Raw genomic sequence first — 22,342 nt, 5'->3', positions numbered from 1 at the left:
TAGGCCTGGGTCACCTTGTTCTGTTCGGCTACCCACGCTTTGGTTTCCGCTGCCGTATCATTTTCGAGCCAACGGTAAGGATCGGCGACTTCCGTTCCGAAATAATTGTCGGTTACTTCCCCTTTCGCTGTTGCCGGGTAGGGCAATAGGGTGATCGCTGCCGCTGGCTGGATAGCTTTCTGGTCTTGACAGGCGGTAATGATGGTAGCCAATACGATAAATTTTAAGTTTTTACTCATGGTGCATTCGTTTTCGGAGAGTATGCAGTTAACGCAAAGCTAGCAAGAATTTCTTATTTTTGGCCGCATGCCGATACGCGATAAGATTTATTTCGCATCCGATTTCCATTTGGGGGCACACCCCCGTTCCGCCACGCGGGAGCGCGAGGCGCGTATCGTCAATTGGCTCGACCAGATCGAGGGTGATGCAGCCGAGCTTTATCTAATGGGCGACATCTTTGACTTTTGGTTCGAATATGCCACGGTAGTGCCCAAAGGTTACATTCGTTTCTTGGGTAAATTGGCCGAATTGGCCGACGCAGGGGTACAGATTACGCTTTTTAAAGGCAACCACGATATGTGGATGTTCGGATATTTGAAAGATGAGCTTGGTGCCACGATCATCGACAACGACTTGGTCATTGAACGGAATGGCAAAACATTCTATCTACACCACGGCGCCGGATTGGGCCCGGGAGATGGCACCTACAAAATACTGAAAAAAATATTCCGCAGCCGGTTTTGCCAATGGCTGTTTGCCAGGCTGCACCCTAATTTGGGAATCGGGATTGCGCAACGGTGGTCAGCCCATAGCCGCATCGCCTCGGGCGGACAAGAATCATTCCAGGGGGAAGCCAACGAATGGCTGGCTGTTTACGCCAAAGAGCTGTTGAAGCACCATCATTACGATTATTTCATCTTTGGCCATCGCCACCTCCCGATTGATCTCGAACTACCAAAAGGCAGCAGGTACATCAATCTGGGCGAGTGGATAAATTACAATACATACGCCGTATTTGATGCTGGAAAACTGGAATTGAAAACATGGCATACCTGATTTCAACGACTTGACATGAACTGGATTATCCTCATCATCGCCGGCCTTTTCGAAGTTGGTTTTACGACAAGCTTGGGCAAAGCAAAAGAAACCACGGGCATGGCGTCATACCTGTGGTATGGTAGTTTTGCGGTGTGTCTAACGGCTAGTATGGTTTTGTTGATGAAGGCTACACAGACACTCCCTTTGGGCACGGCCTATGCGGTATGGACCGGTATTGGGGCGGTGGGTACGGTGTTGATGGGCATTATTTTCTTCCACGAGCCCGCTACCTTATGGCGGCTGGTATTCATCACCACGCTCATCGGCTCCATCATTGGCCTCAAGGTTGTTGCATCGCATTGATAGGCGCTCCATTCAATTTACCGGGCCGAAAACCATAAAAAAACGTACTTTTGCACTCAGTTTGCTCAGTTGCGTTTCCGCACTCTCGTACTTTTGTTGGTTCTGTACGCCCTCGATATAGATGTGAAAACAAACTGGCCAAATCACAAATAGATTGTTATGCTAGAAAAATTAAAAGCCATAAAAGACCGCTGGGAAGAAGTGGAGCGCGAATTGAGCAGCCCCGAAGCCGTCAGCGACATGAAACGCTTCGCCCAACTCAATAAGGAATACAAGGATCTTGGTAAAATCGTGGAGCAGTACCATATCTATAAGAATATGGTAAGCAATATAGATACGAACAAAGGCATCCTTGCCAACGAAAAGGACCAGGAGTTGCGCGAGATGGCCAAAGAAGAGTTGGATATCCTGTTGGAGCAGAAAGAAGCCAAGGAAGAAGAAATACGCTTGATGCTCATCCCTAAGGATCCTGAGGACTCCAAAAATGCCATCCTCGAAATACGCGGAGGCACCGGTGGCGATGAAGCCGCTCTTTTCGCGGGCGACCTGTACCGCATGTATACACGCTTCTTCGAGGAGAAGGGTTGGCGCGCCGAGGTAATGGATGTAACCGAGGGTACGGCAGGTGGCTATAAGGAAGTGATATTGAAAGTAACCGGGGAAGATGTTTACGGCCAATTGAAATATGAATCGGGCGTACACCGGGTGCAGCGCGTGCCCGATACGGAGACCCAAGGCCGGGTCCACACGTCGGCGGCGTCAGTGGCGGTGCTACCCGAAGCTGAGGAAGTGGATGTGGAGCTCAATCCGGGGGACATTGAGATGCAGACATCCAGATCGGGCGGAGCCGGGGGCCAGAACGTAAACAAAGTGGAAACCAAGGTGCAGCTCACCCATAAACCGACCGGCATCGTGGTGGTATGCCAGGTGGAACGCTCCCAGCTTGCCAACCGGGAGTTGGCGATGGAAATGCTACGATCGAAGCTGTACGAATTGGAAGTGCAAAAAAAACACGGCGATATCGCGGCGAAACGGAAGACGATGGTCTCCACGGGCGACCGATCCGCCAAGATCCGGACCTATAATTATCCGCAGGGCCGGGTCACTGAGCACCGTATTGGGCTTACCATGTATAACCTCCCGGCGGTAATGGACGGTGATATTCAAGAGATTATAGATGCTTTACAGTTCGCCGAAAATGCGGAGAAAATGAAAGAGGGAGCAACCGCTTAATTATTTTAAAATTTTTGTTTGCAAATAGATAAAACACGCTATATTTGCATTCCCGAAAGGGAAACAGGTTCGGTAGTTCAGCTGGTTAGAATACATGCCTGTCACGCATGGGGTCGCGGGTTCGAGTCCCGTCCGGACCGCCAGTTTAAAACGCAATCATCTGATAAGGTGGTTGCGTTTTTGTTTAGATATACTTCATCTCCATCGCGTTGTGGATGAGCGAAGCCACGTTCGTCACTCTAAACTTTTGAAGGAGGTTACGTCGGTGGCTTTCTACGGTAAGCGGGCTAATAAAGATTTTCTCGCCGATCTCTGCTGAGTTTAATCCCTGCGCCAGCCAATGGAGCACCTCTTTCTCACGGCGCGTAATCACCGGTAGGTCTCCCGATTTGACGCTGTCAATGATCTCCCGCACATTCGTGCTAAGCCCCAGCTCGCCCGAAACAACCTGATGGATGGCATCCACCACTTCGTCGCGCGAGGCATTCTTGAGTAGGTAGCCCGATGCCCCGGCCTGAAGCATGCGTTGGATGATGCTATGTTCATTGATATTACTGATAGCGATGACCTTGCAAGCTGGGTTTAGCCGTTGTATATCCGAACAAGCCTCGATACCGTTCTTGCCGGGCATATTGATATCCAGTAGTACGATATCAACCGCCTCCCGCCCGATATAAACCAGCCCGTTATCCGCATCCGTAAAAGTTTCCGTAAGCCGGATGCCAGGAATATCCTGCAGCATGAATGAAAAGCCCTGCAATACCACAGGGTGATCATCAATGATAATGATGTTCAGCATAGTACTATCCATTTAATATCGGTATTTCAATGTTGACGGTAGTTCCACGACCGGGTTGGCTGTCGATCTCCACCGTACCATGCAATAACGCCACCCTGTTTTCCACGTTCTTCACGCCCAGACCTTTCTTCCCCACCTCCCGCGGATTGAATCCGCAACCGTCGTCTTCGACGGTCAGCGAAAGCATTTGGTTGCTTTCACCGCATTGCACAATGATCTGGCCGGCACGAGCGTGTTTGATGGCGTTATTGAGCAACTCCTGCACAATCCGGTAGACGCCGATAAGGATCACTTGCGGGTAGGTGGCCCGCAAATCGAAGCCGTGGAATTTGACTGATGTAGTTGGGGTATCCATATATTCACATAAATCGGCCAGTGCCGGCTTCAACCCCATATACAACAGCGATTCGGGCATTAAATTGCGTGCTACCCGCCGAAGTTCATCGACCGAACGGTCGAGTTCGACGATGACCGACTCTACCTCTTTATTCGGCACCGACGTCTGTTCCCGCTCTTTGGTAGCCACGGCCGACAAGCGCAGCTTCACCCCCGCCAGTAAGCCCCCCAGGCCGTCGTGCAGATCTCTTGAAATGCGGTTCCGTTCTTCTTCCTGGCTTTGGAGGATGGAATCGAATCGCCGGAGCTGCTCCTGTTGTTTGAGGTTAAGCAATTCTTCTTCGTGCAATCTTTCCTGTTGGCCGAGTGCGCGTCGGTTGCTGCTTGCCAGTTTCCAAGAAAAATAGGCTATCGTCAGTGCGATGGTGAGGCTTGCCACGAGTAACATGATCCAAAGCCTGTTTCTATCGATTGCTGACTGCTGCCTCCGGTTAGCATCCTGCAGCTTCAGGATTTCATTTTCCTGCTCCACGGTCTGGAATCTTTTTTCGAGATTAAGAATTTTCAACGCGGTTTCGCTCTCCAACAATGAATCTTTAGCTAACGCATAATCCTGCATCTGCTCGAACGCTGCTTTGTAATTGCCAAGATGATACTCTGTTTTGGCCATTTCTCGGGCATTCAATAATCGGTTCTCTACAACGGTATTGGGCGCGTGTGTGTTCGCTATGGCCAGGTATTTCTTTGCATTCGCGTACTCGCCCCAATCCCGATAGGTGGCATATATTTCAAAATAAAGGTCGCGTTGGGCAAAGTCGTCCAACAAGTCTTCCGCTATCGTTATCCCCCGGTGAAAACTTTCCAATGCACGGTTTTTGTCTTTTAGCTTCCGAAAATAAACTCCTACCGTACGGTAATAATATGGGGCATAGGTAGAATGGGGTACGGCCTCCAACTGTATCCCAGCACTATCGAGATAGGTTTTTGCTTGATCGATATTGCCTAGATTCATCTCGTTTTTCGCAGCGTTGACATATACCGTTAGTTTATTTTCATATGCCTTCTCGAATTTCGACAGCGTATGCATGGCCTCCTTGTAATAATGGGCGGCCGATTCGAAATCTTGGAGGTTGGCAAGTATCAAGCCGATGTTCTGTAGATGCTGGCTTACCGCACTGCTATCCCCGGCCATACGCGAGTAAGGTAAGGCCCGCTCGATAATAATGTCTAAATATTTCGCCGCACTATCCTGGGCTTGTAGCAGGGTACCGTAATTATTCCAAGCCCTGGACTGGTACACATAAGCCCGTGGAAATGCATATCCTGCCAGTAGATGTACAGCGCGCAGATAATAGGATTTCGCCTTTTCCATATCATGGGCATAGATTATATTGGCACGGTGATGCCATAACAAGCCCCGATAGTAACCATTCGGATCTGGCCCCATAATCTGTTTGGCCTTTTCGATGTAATCGAACGCTTTCGAAGTATCGCGGTCCGACCAATAAAAGCTCAGTTCTAGCAAACGTTCGATTTTCGTGCTATCATCCGGCGATTGCCGCACAAGCCGCTCCAAACTGTCTGCAAAGGCACTCCCCGTAGGTGCGTCTTGCTGGGCTAACGCGGCCACGTACCAAACACTGGTGATCAGTAAAACAACAAACCATTTCATACAGAATCTCCCACATCCCAAAGGTAGGTGCATCAAATAGAAAAAACAATCCACGAAAACACGTGTTTTCTCCCGCTGCGAGGCCGGATATAGCTCAAGCGATATGTTAAATTTATTAGTAATTTTTTAAAAAATTTTGCCATCCCCTGAATTTTATATATTTTTACTAAAAATATTAGAATATATGAATACGGCATGCCCCCCACATTACGGACTCCAGCTGTATGAGTACCTACTAATCATTGAGCCTAGCGGACTCGTACAGAAACAGTTACAAGCCTTTAAGCGGTATTTCACCAACCAGTACCGTTATCCAAACGCCATTGTTTCAAAAAGCCACATGACATTGATGCGGTTTATTCAATATGATAGTTACGAAAAGCACATGATCAGGGAATTCCAACGGATAGCCGATATGGCCAAGCCCTTTGATGTGGAGCTACACGGATTTGGCAGCTTCGGTCACACCTTATTTGTGGATGTGAAATCGGCCGTCCCTATTCTGCAGCTGATTTCCACACAACGCCGCACACTCCGGCCATTGGTAAGCGGCGTAAAAGGACATGTAGCCCGTTTCATCACCAAGCCCCACATCACCATTGCGAGAAAACTCACGCCACCGCAAAACGCCGTTATATGGCCTGCTTGGAACCGCACCGATTACCGTGGCGAATTCAGGGCGCGGGACATGACGTTATTGAGGCGCCGCATAGGCACACACCCCTACACCCTTGTTCAGAAATTTGAGTTCCTAGGTATATCACCCGCTTTCATGCAAGGGAAATTGTTTGCCTGACGCAATTACCCAGCCCGTAGGGCGGCCTCACCGCCATACATCATTTTGCGAAGGTTGTTGAGGGCATAGCGCATCCGGCCGAGTGCGGTATTGATGCTGACCTCGGTAACCGCAGCAATCTCCTTGAAACTCATATCGCCATAATGACGCATGATAAGCACCTCTTTTTGATCGTCGGGCAAGCGCTGGATCATACGCCTCAGATCGCGATGGGTCTGCTCCCGAATCATCCTTGCTTCCGCACTTTCGTCCGAAAATTGCAGCACATCGAAAATATCGAAACCTTCGCTGTTTACGATCACCGGTGTTCGCCGTTCTTTCCGGTAATAATCAATAACGAGGTTATGGGCGATCCGCATCACCCAAGGCAGGAATTTGCCTTCTTCATTATAGCGGCCACTGCGCAGGGTATTGATTACCTTTATAAAGGTATCTTGGAAAATATCCTCCGCTAGACTTTCGTCTTTTACCAATAAATAAATGGATGTATATAGTTTGGCCTTGTATCGGTCAATCAAAATCTCGAGCCCTGCTTCCTTACCCGCCACATACATACGGATGAGCTCCCGGTCGGTTCGTTGTTCAAGCTTCATAATACGCTACTCCCGCTTTTTACTATTTTCAACAAATAAGTAATCTCTTTCTTGTAGTCGTATTTCCTATAGTAGCTCTTTTAATAAGTGTGTAACCTCGTCAAAAAAAAGGAAAATTTTCAGCATTTCAAAGCTTTTGTTCGAATTTCGCTTTTTTCTAACGGTTCTTGCATTCCCGTGTAACAAAAAGGGCCTTGTCCGCCATTTCGCGGAACAAGGCCTTTTCTATGTAACGCCGGATATCTATTTATACAACGGATATTCTGCCATCAAGGCCTTTACCTTGTTATGTATCTTGTCCAATGCTGTATCATCGTCGTGTTTCAACAATGCCACATCAATCATCTCGGCAATCTCCAGCATCTGGTCTTCTTGAAGGCCCCGTGTCGTAATCGCCGCCGTGCCGAGCCGTATACCCGACGTAACGAACGGTGACCTATCGTCAAACGGCACCATGTTCTTGTTGATGGTAATTCCGGCCTTGCCCAGCGCCGCTTCAGCCGCCTTGCCACTGATCCCTTTGTTGCGGAGATCGATAAGCATCAGATGGTTTTCCGTTCCGCCCGATATGATGTTGTAATCTTTATTCACAAACGCTTGTGCCAGCGTCGCTGCATTTTTCTTCACCTGGATGATATATTCCATGTAGTCTTCACTCAGCGCTTCGCCAAACGCGATTGCTTTGGCCGCAATGATATGCTCCAACGGCCCGCCTTGTGTACCTGGGAAAACGGCTAGATCAAGCAGCGAGGTAATGCTCCGGATTTCACCTTTCGGCGTTTTGATACCCCATGGGTTCTCGAAGTCCTTGCCAACCATGATAAGGCCGCCCCGTGGGCCCCGCAACGTTTTGTGGGTGGTGGTGGTCACCACGTGGCAATGCGGCAGCGGATCGCCGAGTAACCCACGGGCAATGAGGCCTGCCGGATGCGATATATCGGCCACCACCAATGCCCCGATCTCGTCGGCCACCTTGCGGATAAAAGCATAGTCCCAATCGCGGGAATACGCCGAAGCCCCGCAGATGATTACCTTGGGTTTTTCTTGCAATGCCACCTCTTCCAACTGCTTGTAATCAATCAGGCCGGTCTCCCTATCCACGCCATAAAACAACGGTTGGTATAATTTCCCAGAGAAGTTAACCGGTGAGCCGTGGGTAAGGTGCCCACCATGCGAGAGGTCGAAACCCAGGATCTTATCGCCGGGTTGCAACAGCGCCAGAAATACGGCGGCGTTGGCCTGCGCACCGGAGTGGGGCTGTACATTCACCCATTCGGCATTGAAGAGCTGCTTAGCCCGCTCGATAGCAATCGTCTCCACTTCGTCAACGACCTCGCAACCACCATAGTAGCGTTTACCCGGTAAGCCTTCGGCATATTTATTGGTCAACACCGAGCCCGCGGCTTCCATTACTTGCCGGCTCACGAAGTTTTCTGATGCAATGAGTTCGATGCCTTCTTCTTGGCGCTTGAGCTCTTGGTTGATTAACTTAAATATGGTTTCGTCCCTTCTCATTGTGGTACAAAGAATTGAATGTTAAAAAGTTGCGCAAAGATATAAACTTGAACGCAATATTCAACCCACCAACTGATTTTTGATGCTTTTTAGTGCCGAATCATATGGGTTTTCATCCAACGCGGCGATATGGGCCAACAGCACGGTACTGAGTTCCTTGGCGGTGGCACCGGCAGGTAGCCCGGCACCCGCATTGCGGATAAGGGCTATGGTATTGTCCTTTACCCGCTCGGTAACGGACCAAGCCGAATCACTCACATATAGCTGCTGTGTGATGTTATGTTGGTACTCTGCGCGGATCTCTTCGATCAGGAGGCGCTCAAACGCCGCCGCGTCCAAATCGGGACGGTACAACCGTACAGCAGCATGGACAGGGTTTATCCGCTCGACCAGCAGCACTAACCTTTCATATGCCTGTAACCGCAAGGATCGCACATCCCTTGTTGCCGCTTGTCTCGCCTCCATGGTCTTAAGTCTGAAAGCATGGCTGTTGTATTTTGCCCAAAACATCCAATTGGCTGCGGCAGCCACGACACATCCTGCCAATATATACTTGAAAAGATCAAGAGAAAAAGAAGCAATATCCATCTATTCCGTTTGTTGGTGGAACGTAAAAATCCCCATTACCGTGCAAAAGTGGCGATTATTTATGTATTTTTGCATGGGTTGAACGAATTTAATCACCAAGAAGATGAGCATAGCAACACAATTACCTACCGCACCACTGACATTGACCCCCGGCGCTGTTCAGGAACTCAAGAAGCTGAAGGAACAACAAGAGATATCGGAAGATTTCGGCCTGCGTGTGGGCGTTGAAGGCGGTGGGTGCGCTGGCATGAACTATATTTTGGGGTTTGACCAGAAAAAAGACGGGGACTCCGAATATGAAATCGAGGGGATACGTGTGTTTATGAACAAAGCGCATGGACTGTACTTGGCCGGGATGGAAATTGATTTCAAAAACGGCTTGGATGCCCGTGGGTTTATATTCAACAACCCCAACGCCGAAAGCACATGTGGCTGCGGATCGTCCTTCTCGGCGTAACACACGAGTCTATTTTCCTGTACTTTACGTTATAAACCGCACACATAAAAGGCCATAGCCTTATTTTTTCTACTTACGGCATACCTTTTCCATAGGGCAGGCTTACCGTGCCCTTACCACTCCGCTACCTTTTATTTACCCATGCTTTACCATTTCCTTACTTCTCGCTTACCATTTCCTTACCTATTCCTTACTTATTCCTTACTTATTCCTTACCACATAAGTAAAGAAGGGGTATGGAAAGTGTAAGCGAAGGGTAGCCTTTCCTTTTTCCTTTCGTACTTATTCCTTATCTTTGCATCCTCATTTTCGAACACAAACAATTGATGTACAAGGAATACAAGCAGCTGGATTTATCAAAAATCGGCAAAGAAATACTGACTTACTGGCAACGGGAAAATATCTTCGAAAAAAGTGTCACTTCCCGTCCGGCAAGCAGGCCTTATACGTTTTACGAGGGCCCTCCCTCCGCCAACGGGATGCCCGGCATCCATCACGTGATGGCGCGTGCCATTAAGGATATATTCTGCCGCTATAAAACACTGAAAGGCTACCAGGTAAAGCGCAAAGGCGGCTGGGACACGCATGGCCTGCCCATTGAACTGGCTGTCGAAAAAACACTTGGCATTACCAAAGAGGATATCGGCAAGACGATTTCCGTGGCCGACTACAACGCTGCCTGCCGTCGGGAAGTAATGAAATACACGGATGTATGGAACGACCTTACCGAAAAAATGGGGTATTGGGTAGACCTCGAGAACCCGTACATCACCTATGAGAATGAATATATCGAGACCCTGTGGTGGATATTGAAAGAACTATATAATAAAGGGCTGCTGTATAAAGGATATACCATCCAACCTTACTCGCCAGCGGCCGGTACCGGACTGAGTTCGCATGAGCTCAATCAGCCGGGCACATACAAGCCGCTAAAAGACACCACCATCGTTGCTGAATTCCGGATCAAAAAGAACCAGGTACACGCCGCCATGGCAACGCTTTTTGAAGAGGAAAACGAAGACACAGCCTTTATCGCATGGACAACTACGCCGTGGACACTGCCGGCTAACAGTGCGTTGGTCGTGGGTAAAGATATACGCTATGTAAAAATCCGTACGTTCAACCCCTATACGTTTGAACCGGTAAGCGTGGTGTTGGCCAAAGACCTCGTGGGCCGTTTTTTCAAACCCGAAGGCCAACAAATCCCTTTGAAAGACTACCACCGTAACGATAAGGTCATCCCCTGGGAAGTCCGGGCGGAGTTTTCCGGAGCGGAACTGGTTAACCTCAAATACCACCAGCTGCTACCTTACGTCACCAACGAAGAGTTGGAACAAAACGCCTTCCGCGTCATTTCCGGCGATTTCGTTACCACCGAAGACGGTACCGGTATCGTGCACTCATCGGCGACATTCGGGGCAGACGACTTTCGTGTCAGCAAGGAAAACGACATTCCGGGTGTATTCGTTAAAGACGAAAACGGAAAGGATGTCCCCATCGTAGACAGACGGGGTAAGTTCGTTGAGGAAATAGGCGAATTCGGCGGCAGGTTTGTGAAAGAAGAATTCTACAGTGACGAGGAACGGGCGGCAGACGGGTTCAAACCTACCGATGTGCTTATCGCCATCAAATTGAAAGAAGAAAACAAGGCTTTTGAGGTAAAGAAATACGAACACAGCTACCCCCATTGCTGGCGCACGGACAAACCGGTGTTGTACTATCCGTTAGACAGCTGGTTCATCCGCACAACGGCCGTGAAAGACGAGTTGGTGGCCCTCAATAAAACCATTAACTGGAAACCGGAATCGACTGGAACGGGTCGCTTCGGCAATTGGCTGGAGAACTTGGTCGACTGGAACCTTTCACGCTCTCGCTACTGGGGCACGCCCCTACCCATTTGGCGCAGCGAGAACGAAAATGAGGCGATATGCATTGGCTCCATAGCGGAGTTGAAAGCATGGATCGAACAGAGTTTGGCTTCGGACGTACTCCATGAGCGAGAGAAAGATACGCTGAGGGAATACCTGGGTAGGTTCGGCACCGATCAATTGGATTTACACCGCCCGTACGTTGATGAACTGGTACTCGTATCTGAAACCGGCCAGAAACTTTACCGCGAACCCGACCTCATCGACGTGTGGTTTGATAGTGGCGCCATGCCTTTTGCCCAATGGGGGTTAGACCAGGGAAAATTGGCTGCTGGTGACAAAACACCGTTCAACCCTGGATTCGACGGGGCCTATCCTGCCGACTTCATTGCCGAAGGGGTGGACCAGACGCGTGGGTGGTTTTTTACGCTCCACGCCATATCCACCATGCTCCGGCATTCGGTCGCTTTCAAGAATGTGGTTTCCAACGGATTGGTATTGGATAAAAATGGCAATAAGATGTCGAAGCGGCACGGTAATGCCGTGGACCCTTTCCGTACCATCGAGACCTATAGCGCCGACGCCACGCGCTGGTACATGATCAGCAATGCTGCACCTTGGGACAACCTGAAGTTCAATGCCGAAGGACTCGATGAAGTACGCCGGAAATTTTTCGGCACTTTGTATAATACGTATGCGTTCTTTGCCTTATATGCCAATATCGACAAATTCGAATACAAAGAGCCCGACTTGGCGATTGACCAACGCCCGGAGATCGACCGTTGGATCATATCGCTCCTTAACACGCTAACACGCGAAGTAGACGGCAATTACGCTGATTTCGAACCGACGAAGGCGGCTCGAGCTATCCAGGCATTTGTAGATGAACACCTCAGCAACTGGTATGTGCGGCTCTGCCGCAGACGCTTCTGGAAAGGTGACTATACCGAGGACAAGATATCGGCTTACCAAACCCTATATACCTGTCTCTGTACCATTGCTAAACTGATGTCGCCCATCGCACCGTTTTTCAGCGACAGGCTTTACCTCGACTTGAACAGCGTAACGGGGAAAGAAGTGGCCGAATCGGTGCACTTGGCCGATTTCCCCGCTTATCAGGCGGAGCTGGTCGACAGTGAGTTGGAAGAACGGATGGCGCTCGCGCAAGACATCTCCTCACTCACCTTATCTTTACGTAAGAAAACGGGCATCAACGTGCGCCAACCCTTGCAGAAAATCCTGCTTCCCGTATTGAACGATAGGTTCCAACAGCAAGTGGATCAAGTGGCGGCACTCATCCTTTCTGAAACAAACATCAAGGAAATCGAGTTCATCGCCGACACGTCGGGTTTGGTCAAGAAAAAGATAAAGCCCAATTTCAAGGTCCTGGGACCCAAAGTTGGCAAGGACATGAAAACGGTAGCCGCGGCGATCCAGGCATTTACTGCCGAGGAAATCGCAAAACTTGAAGACGAAGGTACGATCACCCTCGCCAACACGCCCTACACCATCCAGTTGGCCGATGTAGACATCATTGCCGAAGATGTTTCCGGTTGGCAGGTCGCCAACCTCGGTCGGCTTACCGTGGCGTTGGATATCAGCATTACGCCAGCCCTGAAAAAGGAAGGTATTTCACGCGAACTCATTAACCGTATCCAAAACCTGCGGAAGGAACGCGGATTGGAAGTAACCGACCGAATAAAAGTAAGCTTAAGCGACGTTCCCGACATTACGGAAGCCGCAACAGGTAATTTATCTTATATTCGCACCGAGATATTGGCAGACTCTTTGATATTTGAGGGTAACCTTATTACCGGTGATACGATAGAGATTGCGGAAAAGGAATTGAATGTATTAATCGAAAAAGTTTAAAATTATGGCAAATAGCAACGAAAAGACACGTTATAGCGATGCGGAACTGCAAGAATTCAAGGAGATCATCCTCGAAAAACTACGCGTTGCCAAAGAAGAGCTTTCGGCCTTGACCAAGACACTGAACAGCAGTAATGGCAATGGTACTGACGATACGGCAGGCACATTCAAAACGTTGGAAGATGGTTCTGCAACCCTGGAAAAAGAGCAGACCAACCAATTGGCAGCACGCCAAAAGAAATTTATCGATAATCTGGAGGCCGCATTGGTTCGCATCGAGAACAAAACATACGGTATTTGCCGCGAGACCGGCAAGCTAATTCAAAAAGAACGCCTCCGTGCCGTACCCCACACGACGCTGAGCATGGAAGCAAAACTGAAACAATACTAAATAGCTTCCGGCGTATACGATGAAAGGCTATACCAAACCTTTGATATTGATTGCCTCGGTACTCTTGGTAGATCAGCTTTCCAAATTCTGGATTAAACTGAACATGACCCTGGGGCAGGAATATAAGATTCTCGGCGATTGGTTCATCATCCATTTTACCGAGAATAACGGCATGGCGTTCGGACTGGAGTTTGGGGGTGAAGCCGGCAAGCTCGCACTGTCGCTTTTCCGAATCGCCGCTGTGATCGGCATCGCATACGGCTTGCATTACATGGTCAGGAAAAAGTACCACCGTGGCTTTATTCTCAATGTAGCGTTGATTTTTGCCGGCGCAATGGGCAACATCATTGATTCTACCTTTTATGGCCTCATCTTCAGTGAGAGCACGTGGTTCGAAAAAGCCAGCCTGTTCCCAGCGGCAGGTGGTTATTCAAGTTTGCTCCATGGCAAAGTGGTAGATATGCTGTATTTCCCCATCATCAAGGGCGATTTCCCAGCTTGGTTTCCCATTTGGGGCGGTGAGGATTTTCTGTTTTTTAGGCCGGTATTCAATATTGCCGACTCGGCCATCACCGTTGGTGTCGCGCTTATCCTGATTTATCAAAAGCGTTACTTTAAGGAAGAGGTGATAGACCCCGAGAGCTACAACAGCGAAATCATCGAAGATTAATACGTAGTAACATCATAAAAAAAGCGGCAAAAAGCCGCTTTTTCTTTTCTATTTTTTCTTTTCTACACATCGTATGTCGTGGACGATGTTTCGCCCCCCCTGCCCGTCCAGTTCGTGTGGAAAAACTCACCGCGGGGTTTATCGAGCCGCTCATAGGTATGGGCGCCAAAATAATCACGTTGCGCCTGCAATAGATTCGCGGGCAGGCGTTCGCAACGGTACCCATCGTAATAAATCAATCCAGCACTTAGGCAAGGTACCGGTATACCGTTCGTAATGGCCGTGGCCACTACCTTCCGCCAGCCGCCCTGCGCGGCTTGTATCTTGTCTTTGAAAAAGTCGTCCAGGATCAGGTTCTGCAGATCGGGGTTCTTATCGAATGCCTCTTTGATCTTACCCAGAAATGCCGACCGGATAATACAACCTTCGCGCCACATGAGGGCAATACTGCCGTAATTCAGCTTCCAACCATACTCTTTGGCAGCTACCGCCATCATTTGGTAGCCCTGCGCATAAGAAATCACCTTTGCAGCATATAGGGCGTCGCGCAAATCACTGATAAATGCCTGCCGATCGCCCGCAAACGACGGCGTTGGCCCCTGCAATACTTTCGACGCCGCTACACGTTCCTCTTTCAATGCCGAAAGGCAACGCGCGAATACGGATTCCGCAATCAGCGTAAGGGGCACGCCTAGATCAAGGGCTACCGTGCCGGTCCATTTACCTGTGCCTTTCTGCCCAGCAGTATCCAGGATTTTATCCACCAATGGGAGCCCATCTTCATCTTTGAATGCAAGGATATCGCGGGTAATTTCAATCAGGTAACTATCCAGTTCGCCCTCGTTCCATTCTTTAAATACCTCATGCATCTCGCCGGCGGTCATACCCAGCACATCTTTCATGATGTGGTACGTCTCGTTGATTAACTGCATGTCGCCATATTCGATGCCGTTGTGCACCATCTTTACGAAGTGGCCTGCCCCCCCGTCTCCTACCCAATCACAGCACGGGGTGCCGTCTGCCACTTTCGCAGCAATCGATTGGAAGATCGGCTGAATCGCGGGCCAAGCAGCTTTCGAGCCACCCGGCATGATGGATGGCCCCAATAATGCCCCTTCCTCACCACCGGACACGCCGGTACCCACATACAACAGCCCTTTGCTTTCCACATATTGTACACGCCGTTCGGTGTCGGGGAAATGGGAGTTGCCACCATCGATAATGATGTCGCCCGGTTCCAGGTGCGGAATCAATAACTCGATGAAGTCGTCTACAGGCTTGCCCGCTTTCACCATCAACATGACTTTACGCGGGGTTTTCAACGAGCCGATCAGGTCTTCGATAGAAGTCGCGCCGTAGATGTTTTTCCCTTTAGCCCTACCGTTCACAAAACGTTCTACCTTATCCACGGTGCGGTTGTAAGCCGACACGTGGAATCCTTTGCTCTCCATGTTGAGAATGAGGTTTTCACCCATCACGGCGATGCCGATAACGCCTATATCCGATTTCTCTTGCATATCTTATTCCTTTTTTGTTCCCAAAGTTATACTTTCACCTGCAGGAAAAAAACAAAAAGGGAAAAATGTTGTTCATACCTTATAAAAACAGCGAACGAAATAATAACAGCGAACGAAAAGCTCAACAGAAAGGAAATGAAGATGAACACGAAAAACAGCATTGTAACATACGCATTGGTAGGACTTGCCGCCGGTACGGTAGCTTGGTTGTTATTGGGCACCAAAGAAGGGCGTAGGCAAATGGACCGCGCAAGTGATGGTATACGTGAACTCAGCAAGTCCATCCGGAAAACGACGAAAGAGGGTATCCGTAAGGCCTCGGAAATAGCCAATCGTGCCACGGACGAAATAGATACCCTTCGCTCACAGGCCAAAAGCAAAGGTCGGGCTGCGGTTAAAAAAGCCGACCAAGTAGCAAAGAGCGGTTTAAATAAAGCACGCCGTACCGTGGAAGCGGCCCAGCGGAAAGCCGAAGAAGAAATATAAATAATAGGCATACCCTAGCCGCAATTGCGTACGAGGTCGTATCTTTGCGGCCATGCAGACATTCAAGGCGGTAAGGTCTCTCATCCGGAAGGACATCGTGTTGGAATGGCGGTCCAAGTACGCCATCAACGGCATCGTCCTCTATGTAGTGTCTACGGTTTTTGTATGCTACCAAGCATTTAAGTCCGTGGACCCCACCACTTGGAATGCCTTGTTCTGGATTATCTTATTGTTTGCCTCGGTCAATGCCATCAATAAAAGCTTTGTACAGGAAAGCCAGGGGCGGCAGTTGTATTATTATACGATTGCCAGCGCCCGGGCAGTAATCATTTCAAAGATCATCTACAACATGCTTATCATGCTATTGCTGTCTGCAATAGCCTACTTGGTCTATTCCATCATCTTTCGTAATCCCCTCGGAGACCCCATCCTCTACGTCGCGGTGGTAGCCCTCGGCGCCATCGGCTTTGCCGGTGTATTCACTATGGTAGCCGCCATCAGCGCCAAGGCAGGCAATAATAGCACACTCATGGCCGTCCTCAGTTTCCCTATTATCATCCCCATGCTGCTCGTGTTGATAAAAGTTTCTAAAAATGCCCTGGATGGATTGGATCGCAGCGCCAGCTACGACGAGCTCATCGTACTCGTGGCAATCAACATCATTACGGTTGGCATTTCTTTGCTGTTATTTCCGTACCTTTGGAGAGACTGAATCGGAAAAAAGAACAATCAAGACATGAAAAAATATTGGTGGAAAGTCCTTGCTGTTTTATTGTTGCTGTATAGTATTATCATGGGGTTGCTGGGGCACGTACCCGCGTTGCCCATTGTAAATGAAACCATCCGCAACGTGTATTTCCATGTGCCCATGTGGTTTACAATGTTCACGCTCTATACCATATCGGTGGTCTATAGCATCAAGTACTTATCTTCCGCCAACCCCCGGCACGATCTAGTAGCTGTCGAGAGCGTTAACGTAGGCATCATATTCTGTATATTCGGCCTACTCACCGGGATGTTATGGGCCAATTTCACTTGGGGGGCACCGTGGCCCAATGACCCCAAACTAAACGGATCGGCCATTGGCACATTGATGTACCTGGCCTACCTGGTGTTACGCAACGCCCTGGAAGAAGAGCAAAAGCGGGCCCGCATATCCGCCATATACAACATCTTTGCATTTCCGATCATGATCGTGCTCATGTATATACTGCCCAAAACCACCGATTCCCTCCACCCTGGTGCCGGCGGGAATTCGGGGTTCGGTGAATTCGACCTCGATGGTTCGATGAAAGCCGTGTTATACCCGGGTGCCATTGGCTGGATACTTATCGGAGTGTGGTTGATGACGCTGCGTTACCGCATGCGCAGAATGGAATATCAAAACCTTACGGCAACACCGTAAACATTGGTATAATGTCAATTATAAATCGATTAAACGACAAATTTTAACAACGTTTATCACAAAACGATATGAAAAAGACAATTCTTTCTTTGCTATTAGTTATCAGTGGGTTAATGTGTAGTTTTGCCCAATCAAGTACCGGGGTCGAAATGGCTACGGGTTTGCGCAGTTCGGGCAAGATTTATGTGGTAGTGGCCGTTTTGGTCGTGCTTTTTACGGGGCTGGCTATTTACCTATTTACCATCGACAGGAAGCTGTCGCGGCTAGAGAAGCAACAAGAGCGGTAATCCGCTATTCACTTTCGTGCTTGGCTGCGTGGTTTCACCCGGTAATGCCATCCCCACCCCCCGGGAAATGCATACGGCAATGAATAAAGTCACCAAGAATATCAATAAATAAACATTGTTATGGCTAAATCAATAGCAGAAAAAGCACAAGAACCCCATTTTTTCGATGACGTATCCGCGTTTTTTGATCATGCGGCCCAATTTACCAAGCACCCACAGGGGTTATTGAACCAGATCAAGGTATGTAACAGCGTTTACCGATTCAGCTTCCCTTTCCGTCGGGGCGATAACCTTGAGGTCATCAATGCCTGGCGGGTAGAGCACTCCCAGCATATGTCGCCCACCAAAGGTGGTATCCGGTACAGCGATATGGTCAATGAAGATGAAGTGATGGCACTTGCTGCACTGATGACCTACAAATGTGCCATCGTGAATGTTCCATTCGGTGGAGCCAAAGGTGGCATAGCCATCAACCCGAAAAACTATTCCGTTGGGGAGCTTGAAAATATTACCCGGCGATATACGGTCGAACTGATCAAGAAGAATTTTATCGGTCCGGCCATCGATGTTCCCGCCCCCGATTACGGCACAGGCGAACGGGAAATGAGCTGGATTGCCGACACTTATACCACCATGAACCCCGGCCAATTGGATTCTTTCGGTTGCGTAACAGGAAAGCCCTTATCGCTGCACGGTATCAGCGGCCGGAAGGCTGCAACCGGACGCGGCGTCGCCATTGCCATCCGGGAGTGCGTGGATGTTGCCGAAGACATGAAGACTATTGGGCTCACACCGGGTATCGCCGGAAAGCGGGTCATCGTGCAAGGGCTCGGTAATGTTGGCTATAATGCGGCCAAAGTACTCCTCGAATTCGGTGCCATCATCGTGGGCGTATGCGAATACGATGGCGCACTTTACAACGCTGATGGGTTAGACCCTGACGCCATCTTGGAGCACCGTAAAAATACGGGTTCTATACTCGGTTACAAAAAGGCTGCGCAGTCGTTTAAAACACCTTCCGAGGGCCTAGAGCAGCCTTGCGATATTCTAGTACCGGCAGCGCTGGAAAACCAGATTACGGAAGAAAATATCGGCCGCATCCAAGCTAAGATCATTGCTGAGGGCGCAAATGGTCCCACCACGCCGGGAGCCGCCGCCGCATTCGTCGAGCGGAAAGGCATTATCATTCCCGACATGTATTGCAATGCGGGTGGCGTAACGGTATCTTATTTCGAGTGGTTGAAAAACTTGTCGCACGTTTCTTTCGGCCGCATGGACAAACGATACGAAGAAATGGCCAACCAGAACCTGATCAATACCGTGGAAACCATGACCGGCAAATCGCTTACGGCTGCCGAACGCATGACCATCGTAAAAGGTGCCGATGAACTCGAATTGGTCAATTCGGGCTTGGAAGACACGATGATCAGAGCCTATCACGAAATCCGGGAAATTCGGAATTCCGACAAAGCCATCGACACCCTTCGTACCGCTGCGTTGGTAGGGGCGATCAACAAAATAGCTGTTTCTTACCAAAATCTAGGCATCTGGCCTTAATTTTCCTCCCATCGGCCTGCCACCCCGAATTCGGGATAGCAGGCCGATGGGTTTCCTCTTCCCGCACCATCTTGAACAAAATAATTTTAGGTTTTTTAGAAGAAAGCATCTATTTTTATATACTTGTAGCTAATACTATAGGAAAACAACTAAATTAATACAAGGGCCATGATTGGCGAACAGCATTATTCGGAAGTGTTCCAAGCGCTACCTACCCCATGCTTGGTATTGCTGCCTGATGCTCCCTTCTTTACCGTCATCAACGTTAGCGACGCCTATCTGAAGATAACCCATACCCGGCGCGACGATATGGTTGGGAAAGGTTTCTTTGAAATTTTCCCCACCAATCCGTACCGAAATGAGTCGATCTGGCGGAATGTTTTTGACGAAGTCATCCAAACCAAAAAAGCCAGCAAAGCGGCACCCCAAAAATATGCCTTCCCAACCGCTGACAATCCATTACGACTCGATGTGATGTACCTCGAAGTCGTCAACACCCCGGTTTTGGACGAACAAGGGGAAATTAAATTCATCATCCGGTCAATGACCGACGTAACCGATAGCGTCCATGATGAAAAATTCTTCGAAGAGACACAACGCACCGCGCGTATTGGTAGCTGGGAAGTCAATATGGCGCATCAAACGGTCATGTGGTCCGAGGGGTTACGGGACATTTACGAAGTAGGGCAAGGTTTTGAGCCGGGATTCAGGGTACTCGATGAGTTTTACCCCGACCCGCATGCGAGGCGCACTTTCGAAGATGCCTTTATGAAAGCAACGAAAGACAGTACGGTGTTCCGCCTCATGCTGCCTATGGTCACTGCTAAGGGTAATGAACGCTGGTTGTCTATCGTCGGTAAATCGGATTTAGTAGGTGGCTCATGCGTCCGTATTTACGGTATCGCCCAGGATATCACCGACAGCAAACGCCTTACTGATTTGGACGAATTGGAAAAGCGGATACTGGAGATGAGTGCACACTCCGAGACGCCGCTGACGACTGTCCTATCCGAATATGTCCTCGGTATTGAAGCGCTTTATCGGGGCATGCATTGCTCGATATTGAAGGTTCAAGGCAATCGTTTGGTCCACTGGGTCGCACCGTCTTTGCCCGAGTCTTATAACGCCATGATTCACGACATTCCCATCCGTGATCATGTGGGCTCGTGCGGTACAGCTGCTTATCGAAAAGAACGCATCATTGTCAGTGACATTTCCACGGACCCAAAATGGGCCGATATCAAGGTCGCGGCGCTTGAACACGATCTCAAGGCGTGTTGGTCCCAACCCGTCATTGATTCGCAAGGCGAAGCAATGGCCGTGCTGGGTATTTATTACAAACAAGTAAAATTCCCCAACCCCGACGAACTCCTCATCATTGACCGGATGAGTGCGTTGCTCCATATCATTATCGAAAATCGCCGAAACGCCGATCGGGCCCGCAACGTTACAAGCATGATGGCCCAAGGGCAGGAACTCGCACGCTTCGGCAATTGGCAATCGGACCTGGAAACGAACCAGCACACGTGGTCACCGGTGCTGTGTGAAATATACGGAGTCGACCCGACAGCATTTGCTCCCAGTTACGACAATTATTTGGCTTTGGTACATCCCGAAGACCGGCAACGGATTGAACAATTGGTTAAGCAAATCTTCGAGACCCATGAAGACACGGTATTCGAGGAACGGATTATCCGGCCCGATGGTGATATCCGCCATTTACGGTCATGGGCGCGATTGGTACTGAACGATAATCGGGAACCGGTAAAATTGATCGGGGCCTGCTTGGATGTTACGGAGACCAAACAAGCCGAATTGCAATTGAAACAATTGCATGCCCAACTGGAGAAACACCTTAATGAGGTAGCACAATCTGAACAAAAATACAGCGATCTTTTCCACCTTAGCCCACAACCCATGTGGGTGTATGACCTGGAGACTTACGATTTCCTTGACGTCAACACCGCAGCGATTAACCATTATGGGTATACGCGCGAAGAGTTCCTATCGATGACCGTTATCGATATCAGGCCGCCGGAAGAAATACCCAAATTGAAAGCAGCCGTTGCACAATCAAAGGGATATAATAAATTATTTTTTCAGGGCACGTTCAAGCACCGCAAAAAAAACGGAGAAATCATTCAGGTCGATATCCAGAGCAACATCATACAGTTTCACGGGCGAAAAGCCGAGCTTGTTTTAGCGAATGATATCACCTTAAAACTTTACTACGTCGAAGCGATCGAAACGCAAAACAAAAAACTACAGGAAATCGCTTGGATGCAGTCGCATATGGTGCGGGCACCGCTTGCACGGATTATGGGTTTGGTCGATCTTATCCAAATGGGGCCATCACCCGGCGTCGACCAGCATCAGTTACTTCGTGCCATCTACGAGTCTGCGACGGAATTGGACGATGTATTGGGAGACATCACGGAAAAAGCAGAGCAAGTCAACCTTACTTAGCAATCAACCTATGGAACTACGTGTCCTGGTCGTCGACGATGACGAAATCTTCAACTTAATGGCCGATATCATGTTGCGCAACCTGCGTATCACAACACGACCGCGATGTTTCACCAACGGGCAGGAAGCCATAACGTACATCAACGAACATAACGAACCGGATGTTTGCTACCTTCTTTTCCTGGACATCAATATGCCCACCATGAGTGGCTGGGAAGTGCTTGATCAACTACAGCGGTTACCTAACCATCATCACATCCATGTTGTCATCGTCACCTCATCGATTGATCGGGCCGACGAGAAAACGGCAGCGGCATTCGAACTCGTGATTGATTACATGATCAAGCCGTTGAAAAGGGAGAAGCTCGAAATGCTTAAACAACATAAAAAAATGGCACCTTTCTTTTCCTAACAGCCCGGCCCCATTACGGAT

General features: G+C 49.2%; 21 protein-coding genes, 1 tRNA gene and 1 pseudogene. 16 read left to right on the top strand and 7 right to left on the bottom strand.

Annotation, left to right across the window (positions count from 1 at the left end):
* A pseudogene (locus ACO1NT_RS09255) lies at window positions 1-239 on the bottom strand (S9 family peptidase); the annotation flags it as partial.
* A 67-nt stretch (window positions 240-306) separates the two neighbouring features.
* On the opposite strand from ACO1NT_RS09255, the gene ACO1NT_RS09250 reads away from it, so the two are divergent.
* The 4 genes from ACO1NT_RS09250 (at window position 307) to ACO1NT_RS09235 (ending at window position 2,777) form a co-directional block, all read left to right on the top strand.
* Window positions 307-1,056 (top strand): UDP-2,3-diacylglucosamine diphosphatase, encoded by a 750-nt coding sequence (locus ACO1NT_RS09250; protein ID WP_449048339.1) that lies wholly within the window; start codon window positions 307-309, stop codon window positions 1,054-1,056.
* A gap of 15 nt (window positions 1,057-1,071) precedes the next feature.
* Window positions 1,072-1,401 (top strand): DMT family transporter, encoded by a 330-nt coding sequence (locus tag ACO1NT_RS09245; RefSeq protein ID WP_449048338.1) that lies wholly within the window; start codon window positions 1,072-1,074, stop codon window positions 1,399-1,401.
* 159 nt (window positions 1,402-1,560) lie between these two features.
* Window positions 1,561-2,634 carry a peptide chain release factor 1 gene (prfA, locus tag ACO1NT_RS09240; protein WP_449048337.1) on the top strand — a complete coding sequence of 358 codons (1,074 nt, stop codon included), beginning with the start codon at window positions 1,561-1,563 and terminating at the stop codon, window positions 2,632-2,634.
* Window positions 2,635-2,700: 66 nt separating this feature from the next.
* Window positions 2,701-2,777 (top strand) — tRNA-Asp (locus ACO1NT_RS09235).
* Between the two features lie 41 nt (window positions 2,778-2,818).
* On the opposite strand, the gene ACO1NT_RS09230 is transcribed toward ACO1NT_RS09235, so the two are convergent.
* Entirely contained in the window at window positions 2,819-3,433 is a 615-nt protein-coding gene (locus ACO1NT_RS09230; RefSeq protein ID WP_449048336.1) for a response regulator, read from the bottom strand.
* Window positions 3,434-3,437: 4 nt separating this feature from the next.
* Window positions 3,438-5,441 carry a tetratricopeptide repeat-containing sensor histidine kinase gene (locus ACO1NT_RS09225; RefSeq protein WP_449048335.1) on the bottom strand — a complete coding sequence of 668 codons (2,004 nt, stop codon included), beginning with the start codon at window positions 5,439-5,441 and terminating at the stop codon, window positions 3,438-3,440.
* A 184-nt stretch (window positions 5,442-5,625) separates the two neighbouring features.
* Here ACO1NT_RS09225 and ACO1NT_RS09220 point away from each other — a divergent pair, with 184 nt between their 5' ends.
* Complete coding sequence (locus ACO1NT_RS09220; RefSeq protein WP_449048334.1) at window positions 5,626-6,237, top strand: 2'-5' RNA ligase family protein; 612 nt, start codon at window positions 5,626-5,628, stop codon at window positions 6,235-6,237.
* Between the two features lie 5 nt (window positions 6,238-6,242).
* Here ACO1NT_RS09220 and ACO1NT_RS09215 read toward each other — a convergent pair whose 3' ends face one another.
* The 3 genes from ACO1NT_RS09215 to ACO1NT_RS09205 form a co-directional block, all read right to left on the bottom strand.
* Window positions 6,243-6,830, bottom strand: coding sequence for an RNA polymerase sigma factor (locus ACO1NT_RS09215; RefSeq protein WP_449048333.1), 588 nt, complete (start codon window positions 6,828-6,830; stop codon window positions 6,243-6,245).
* A gap of 243 nt (window positions 6,831-7,073) precedes the next feature.
* Window positions 7,074-8,345 (bottom strand): serine hydroxymethyltransferase, encoded by a 1,272-nt coding sequence (gene glyA, locus ACO1NT_RS09210; protein WP_449048332.1) that lies wholly within the window; start codon window positions 8,343-8,345, stop codon window positions 7,074-7,076.
* 60 nt (window positions 8,346-8,405) lie between these two features.
* Window positions 8,406-8,933, bottom strand: a complete 528-nt coding sequence (locus ACO1NT_RS09205) for a DUF7935 family protein (protein ID WP_449048331.1) — start codon at window positions 8,931-8,933, stop codon at window positions 8,406-8,408.
* Window positions 8,934-9,036: 103 nt separating this feature from the next.
* Between ACO1NT_RS09205 and ACO1NT_RS09200 the strand changes: the two genes are divergently transcribed.
* The 4 genes from ACO1NT_RS09200 to ACO1NT_RS09185 all read left to right on the top strand — a co-directional run bounded on the left by ACO1NT_RS09200 (window position 9,037) and on the right by ACO1NT_RS09185 (window position 14,191).
* A complete protein-coding gene (locus ACO1NT_RS09200) occupies window positions 9,037-9,390 on the top strand; it encodes a HesB/IscA family protein (protein ID WP_449048330.1) in 354 nt (117 codons plus the stop codon).
* 326 nt (window positions 9,391-9,716) lie between these two features.
* On the top strand, window positions 9,717-13,130 hold the full coding sequence (ileS, locus tag ACO1NT_RS09195) for an isoleucine--tRNA ligase (protein WP_449048329.1): 3,414 nt from the start codon (window positions 9,717-9,719) through the stop codon (window positions 13,128-13,130).
* 4 nt (window positions 13,131-13,134) lie between these two features.
* Window positions 13,135-13,521, top strand: coding sequence for a TraR/DksA family transcriptional regulator (locus ACO1NT_RS09190; RefSeq protein WP_449048328.1), 387 nt, complete (start codon window positions 13,135-13,137; stop codon window positions 13,519-13,521).
* Window positions 13,522-13,540: 19 nt separating this feature from the next.
* Entirely contained in the window at window positions 13,541-14,191 is a 651-nt protein-coding gene (locus tag ACO1NT_RS09185; RefSeq protein WP_449048327.1) for a lipoprotein signal peptidase, read from the top strand.
* A gap of 62 nt (window positions 14,192-14,253) precedes the next feature.
* Here the strand turns inward: ACO1NT_RS09185 and gnd are convergent, their stop codons facing one another.
* Entirely contained in the window at window positions 14,254-15,708 is a 1,455-nt protein-coding gene (gene gnd / locus ACO1NT_RS09180; RefSeq protein WP_449048326.1) for a decarboxylating NADP(+)-dependent phosphogluconate dehydrogenase, read from the bottom strand.
* Between the two features lie 135 nt (window positions 15,709-15,843).
* Here gnd and ACO1NT_RS09175 point away from each other — a divergent pair, with 135 nt between their 5' ends.
* From ACO1NT_RS09175 to ACO1NT_RS09145, 7 genes are all read left to right on the top strand, one after another.
* The gene (locus ACO1NT_RS09175) at window positions 15,844-16,194 is read left to right on the top strand and encodes a hypothetical protein (protein WP_449048325.1); all 351 of its coding nucleotides are present in this window, start codon (window positions 15,844-15,846) and stop codon (window positions 16,192-16,194) included.
* A gap of 52 nt (window positions 16,195-16,246) precedes the next feature.
* The gene (locus tag ACO1NT_RS09170) at window positions 16,247-16,906 is read left to right on the top strand and encodes a heme exporter protein CcmB (RefSeq protein WP_449048324.1); all 660 of its coding nucleotides are present in this window, start codon (window positions 16,247-16,249) and stop codon (window positions 16,904-16,906) included.
* 24 nt (window positions 16,907-16,930) lie between these two features.
* Window positions 16,931-17,599, top strand: coding sequence for a cytochrome c biogenesis protein CcsA (gene ccsA, locus ACO1NT_RS09165; RefSeq protein ID WP_449048323.1), 669 nt, complete (start codon window positions 16,931-16,933; stop codon window positions 17,597-17,599).
* Between the two features lie 68 nt (window positions 17,600-17,667).
* On the top strand, window positions 17,668-17,886 hold the full coding sequence (locus tag ACO1NT_RS09160; RefSeq protein ID WP_449048322.1) for a CcmD family protein: 219 nt from the start codon (window positions 17,668-17,670) through the stop codon (window positions 17,884-17,886).
* 120 nt (window positions 17,887-18,006) lie between these two features.
* Window positions 18,007-19,443, top strand: coding sequence for a Glu/Leu/Phe/Val family dehydrogenase (locus tag ACO1NT_RS09155; RefSeq protein WP_449048321.1), 1,437 nt, complete (start codon window positions 18,007-18,009; stop codon window positions 19,441-19,443).
* Window positions 19,444-19,611: 168 nt separating this feature from the next.
* The gene (locus ACO1NT_RS09150) at window positions 19,612-21,909 is read left to right on the top strand and encodes a PAS domain S-box protein (RefSeq protein WP_449048320.1); all 2,298 of its coding nucleotides are present in this window, start codon (window positions 19,612-19,614) and stop codon (window positions 21,907-21,909) included.
* 10 nt (window positions 21,910-21,919) lie between these two features.
* The gene (locus ACO1NT_RS09145; protein WP_449048319.1) at window positions 21,920-22,321 is read left to right on the top strand and encodes a response regulator; all 402 of its coding nucleotides are present in this window, start codon (window positions 21,920-21,922) and stop codon (window positions 22,319-22,321) included.
* Window positions 22,322-22,342: the final 21 nt, after the last annotated feature.

Source organism: Parapedobacter sp., from assembly GCF_053550995.1.
The sequence above is the reverse complement of the archived record's forward strand: the minus strand, read 5'-3'. Positions and strand labels throughout refer to the sequence as shown.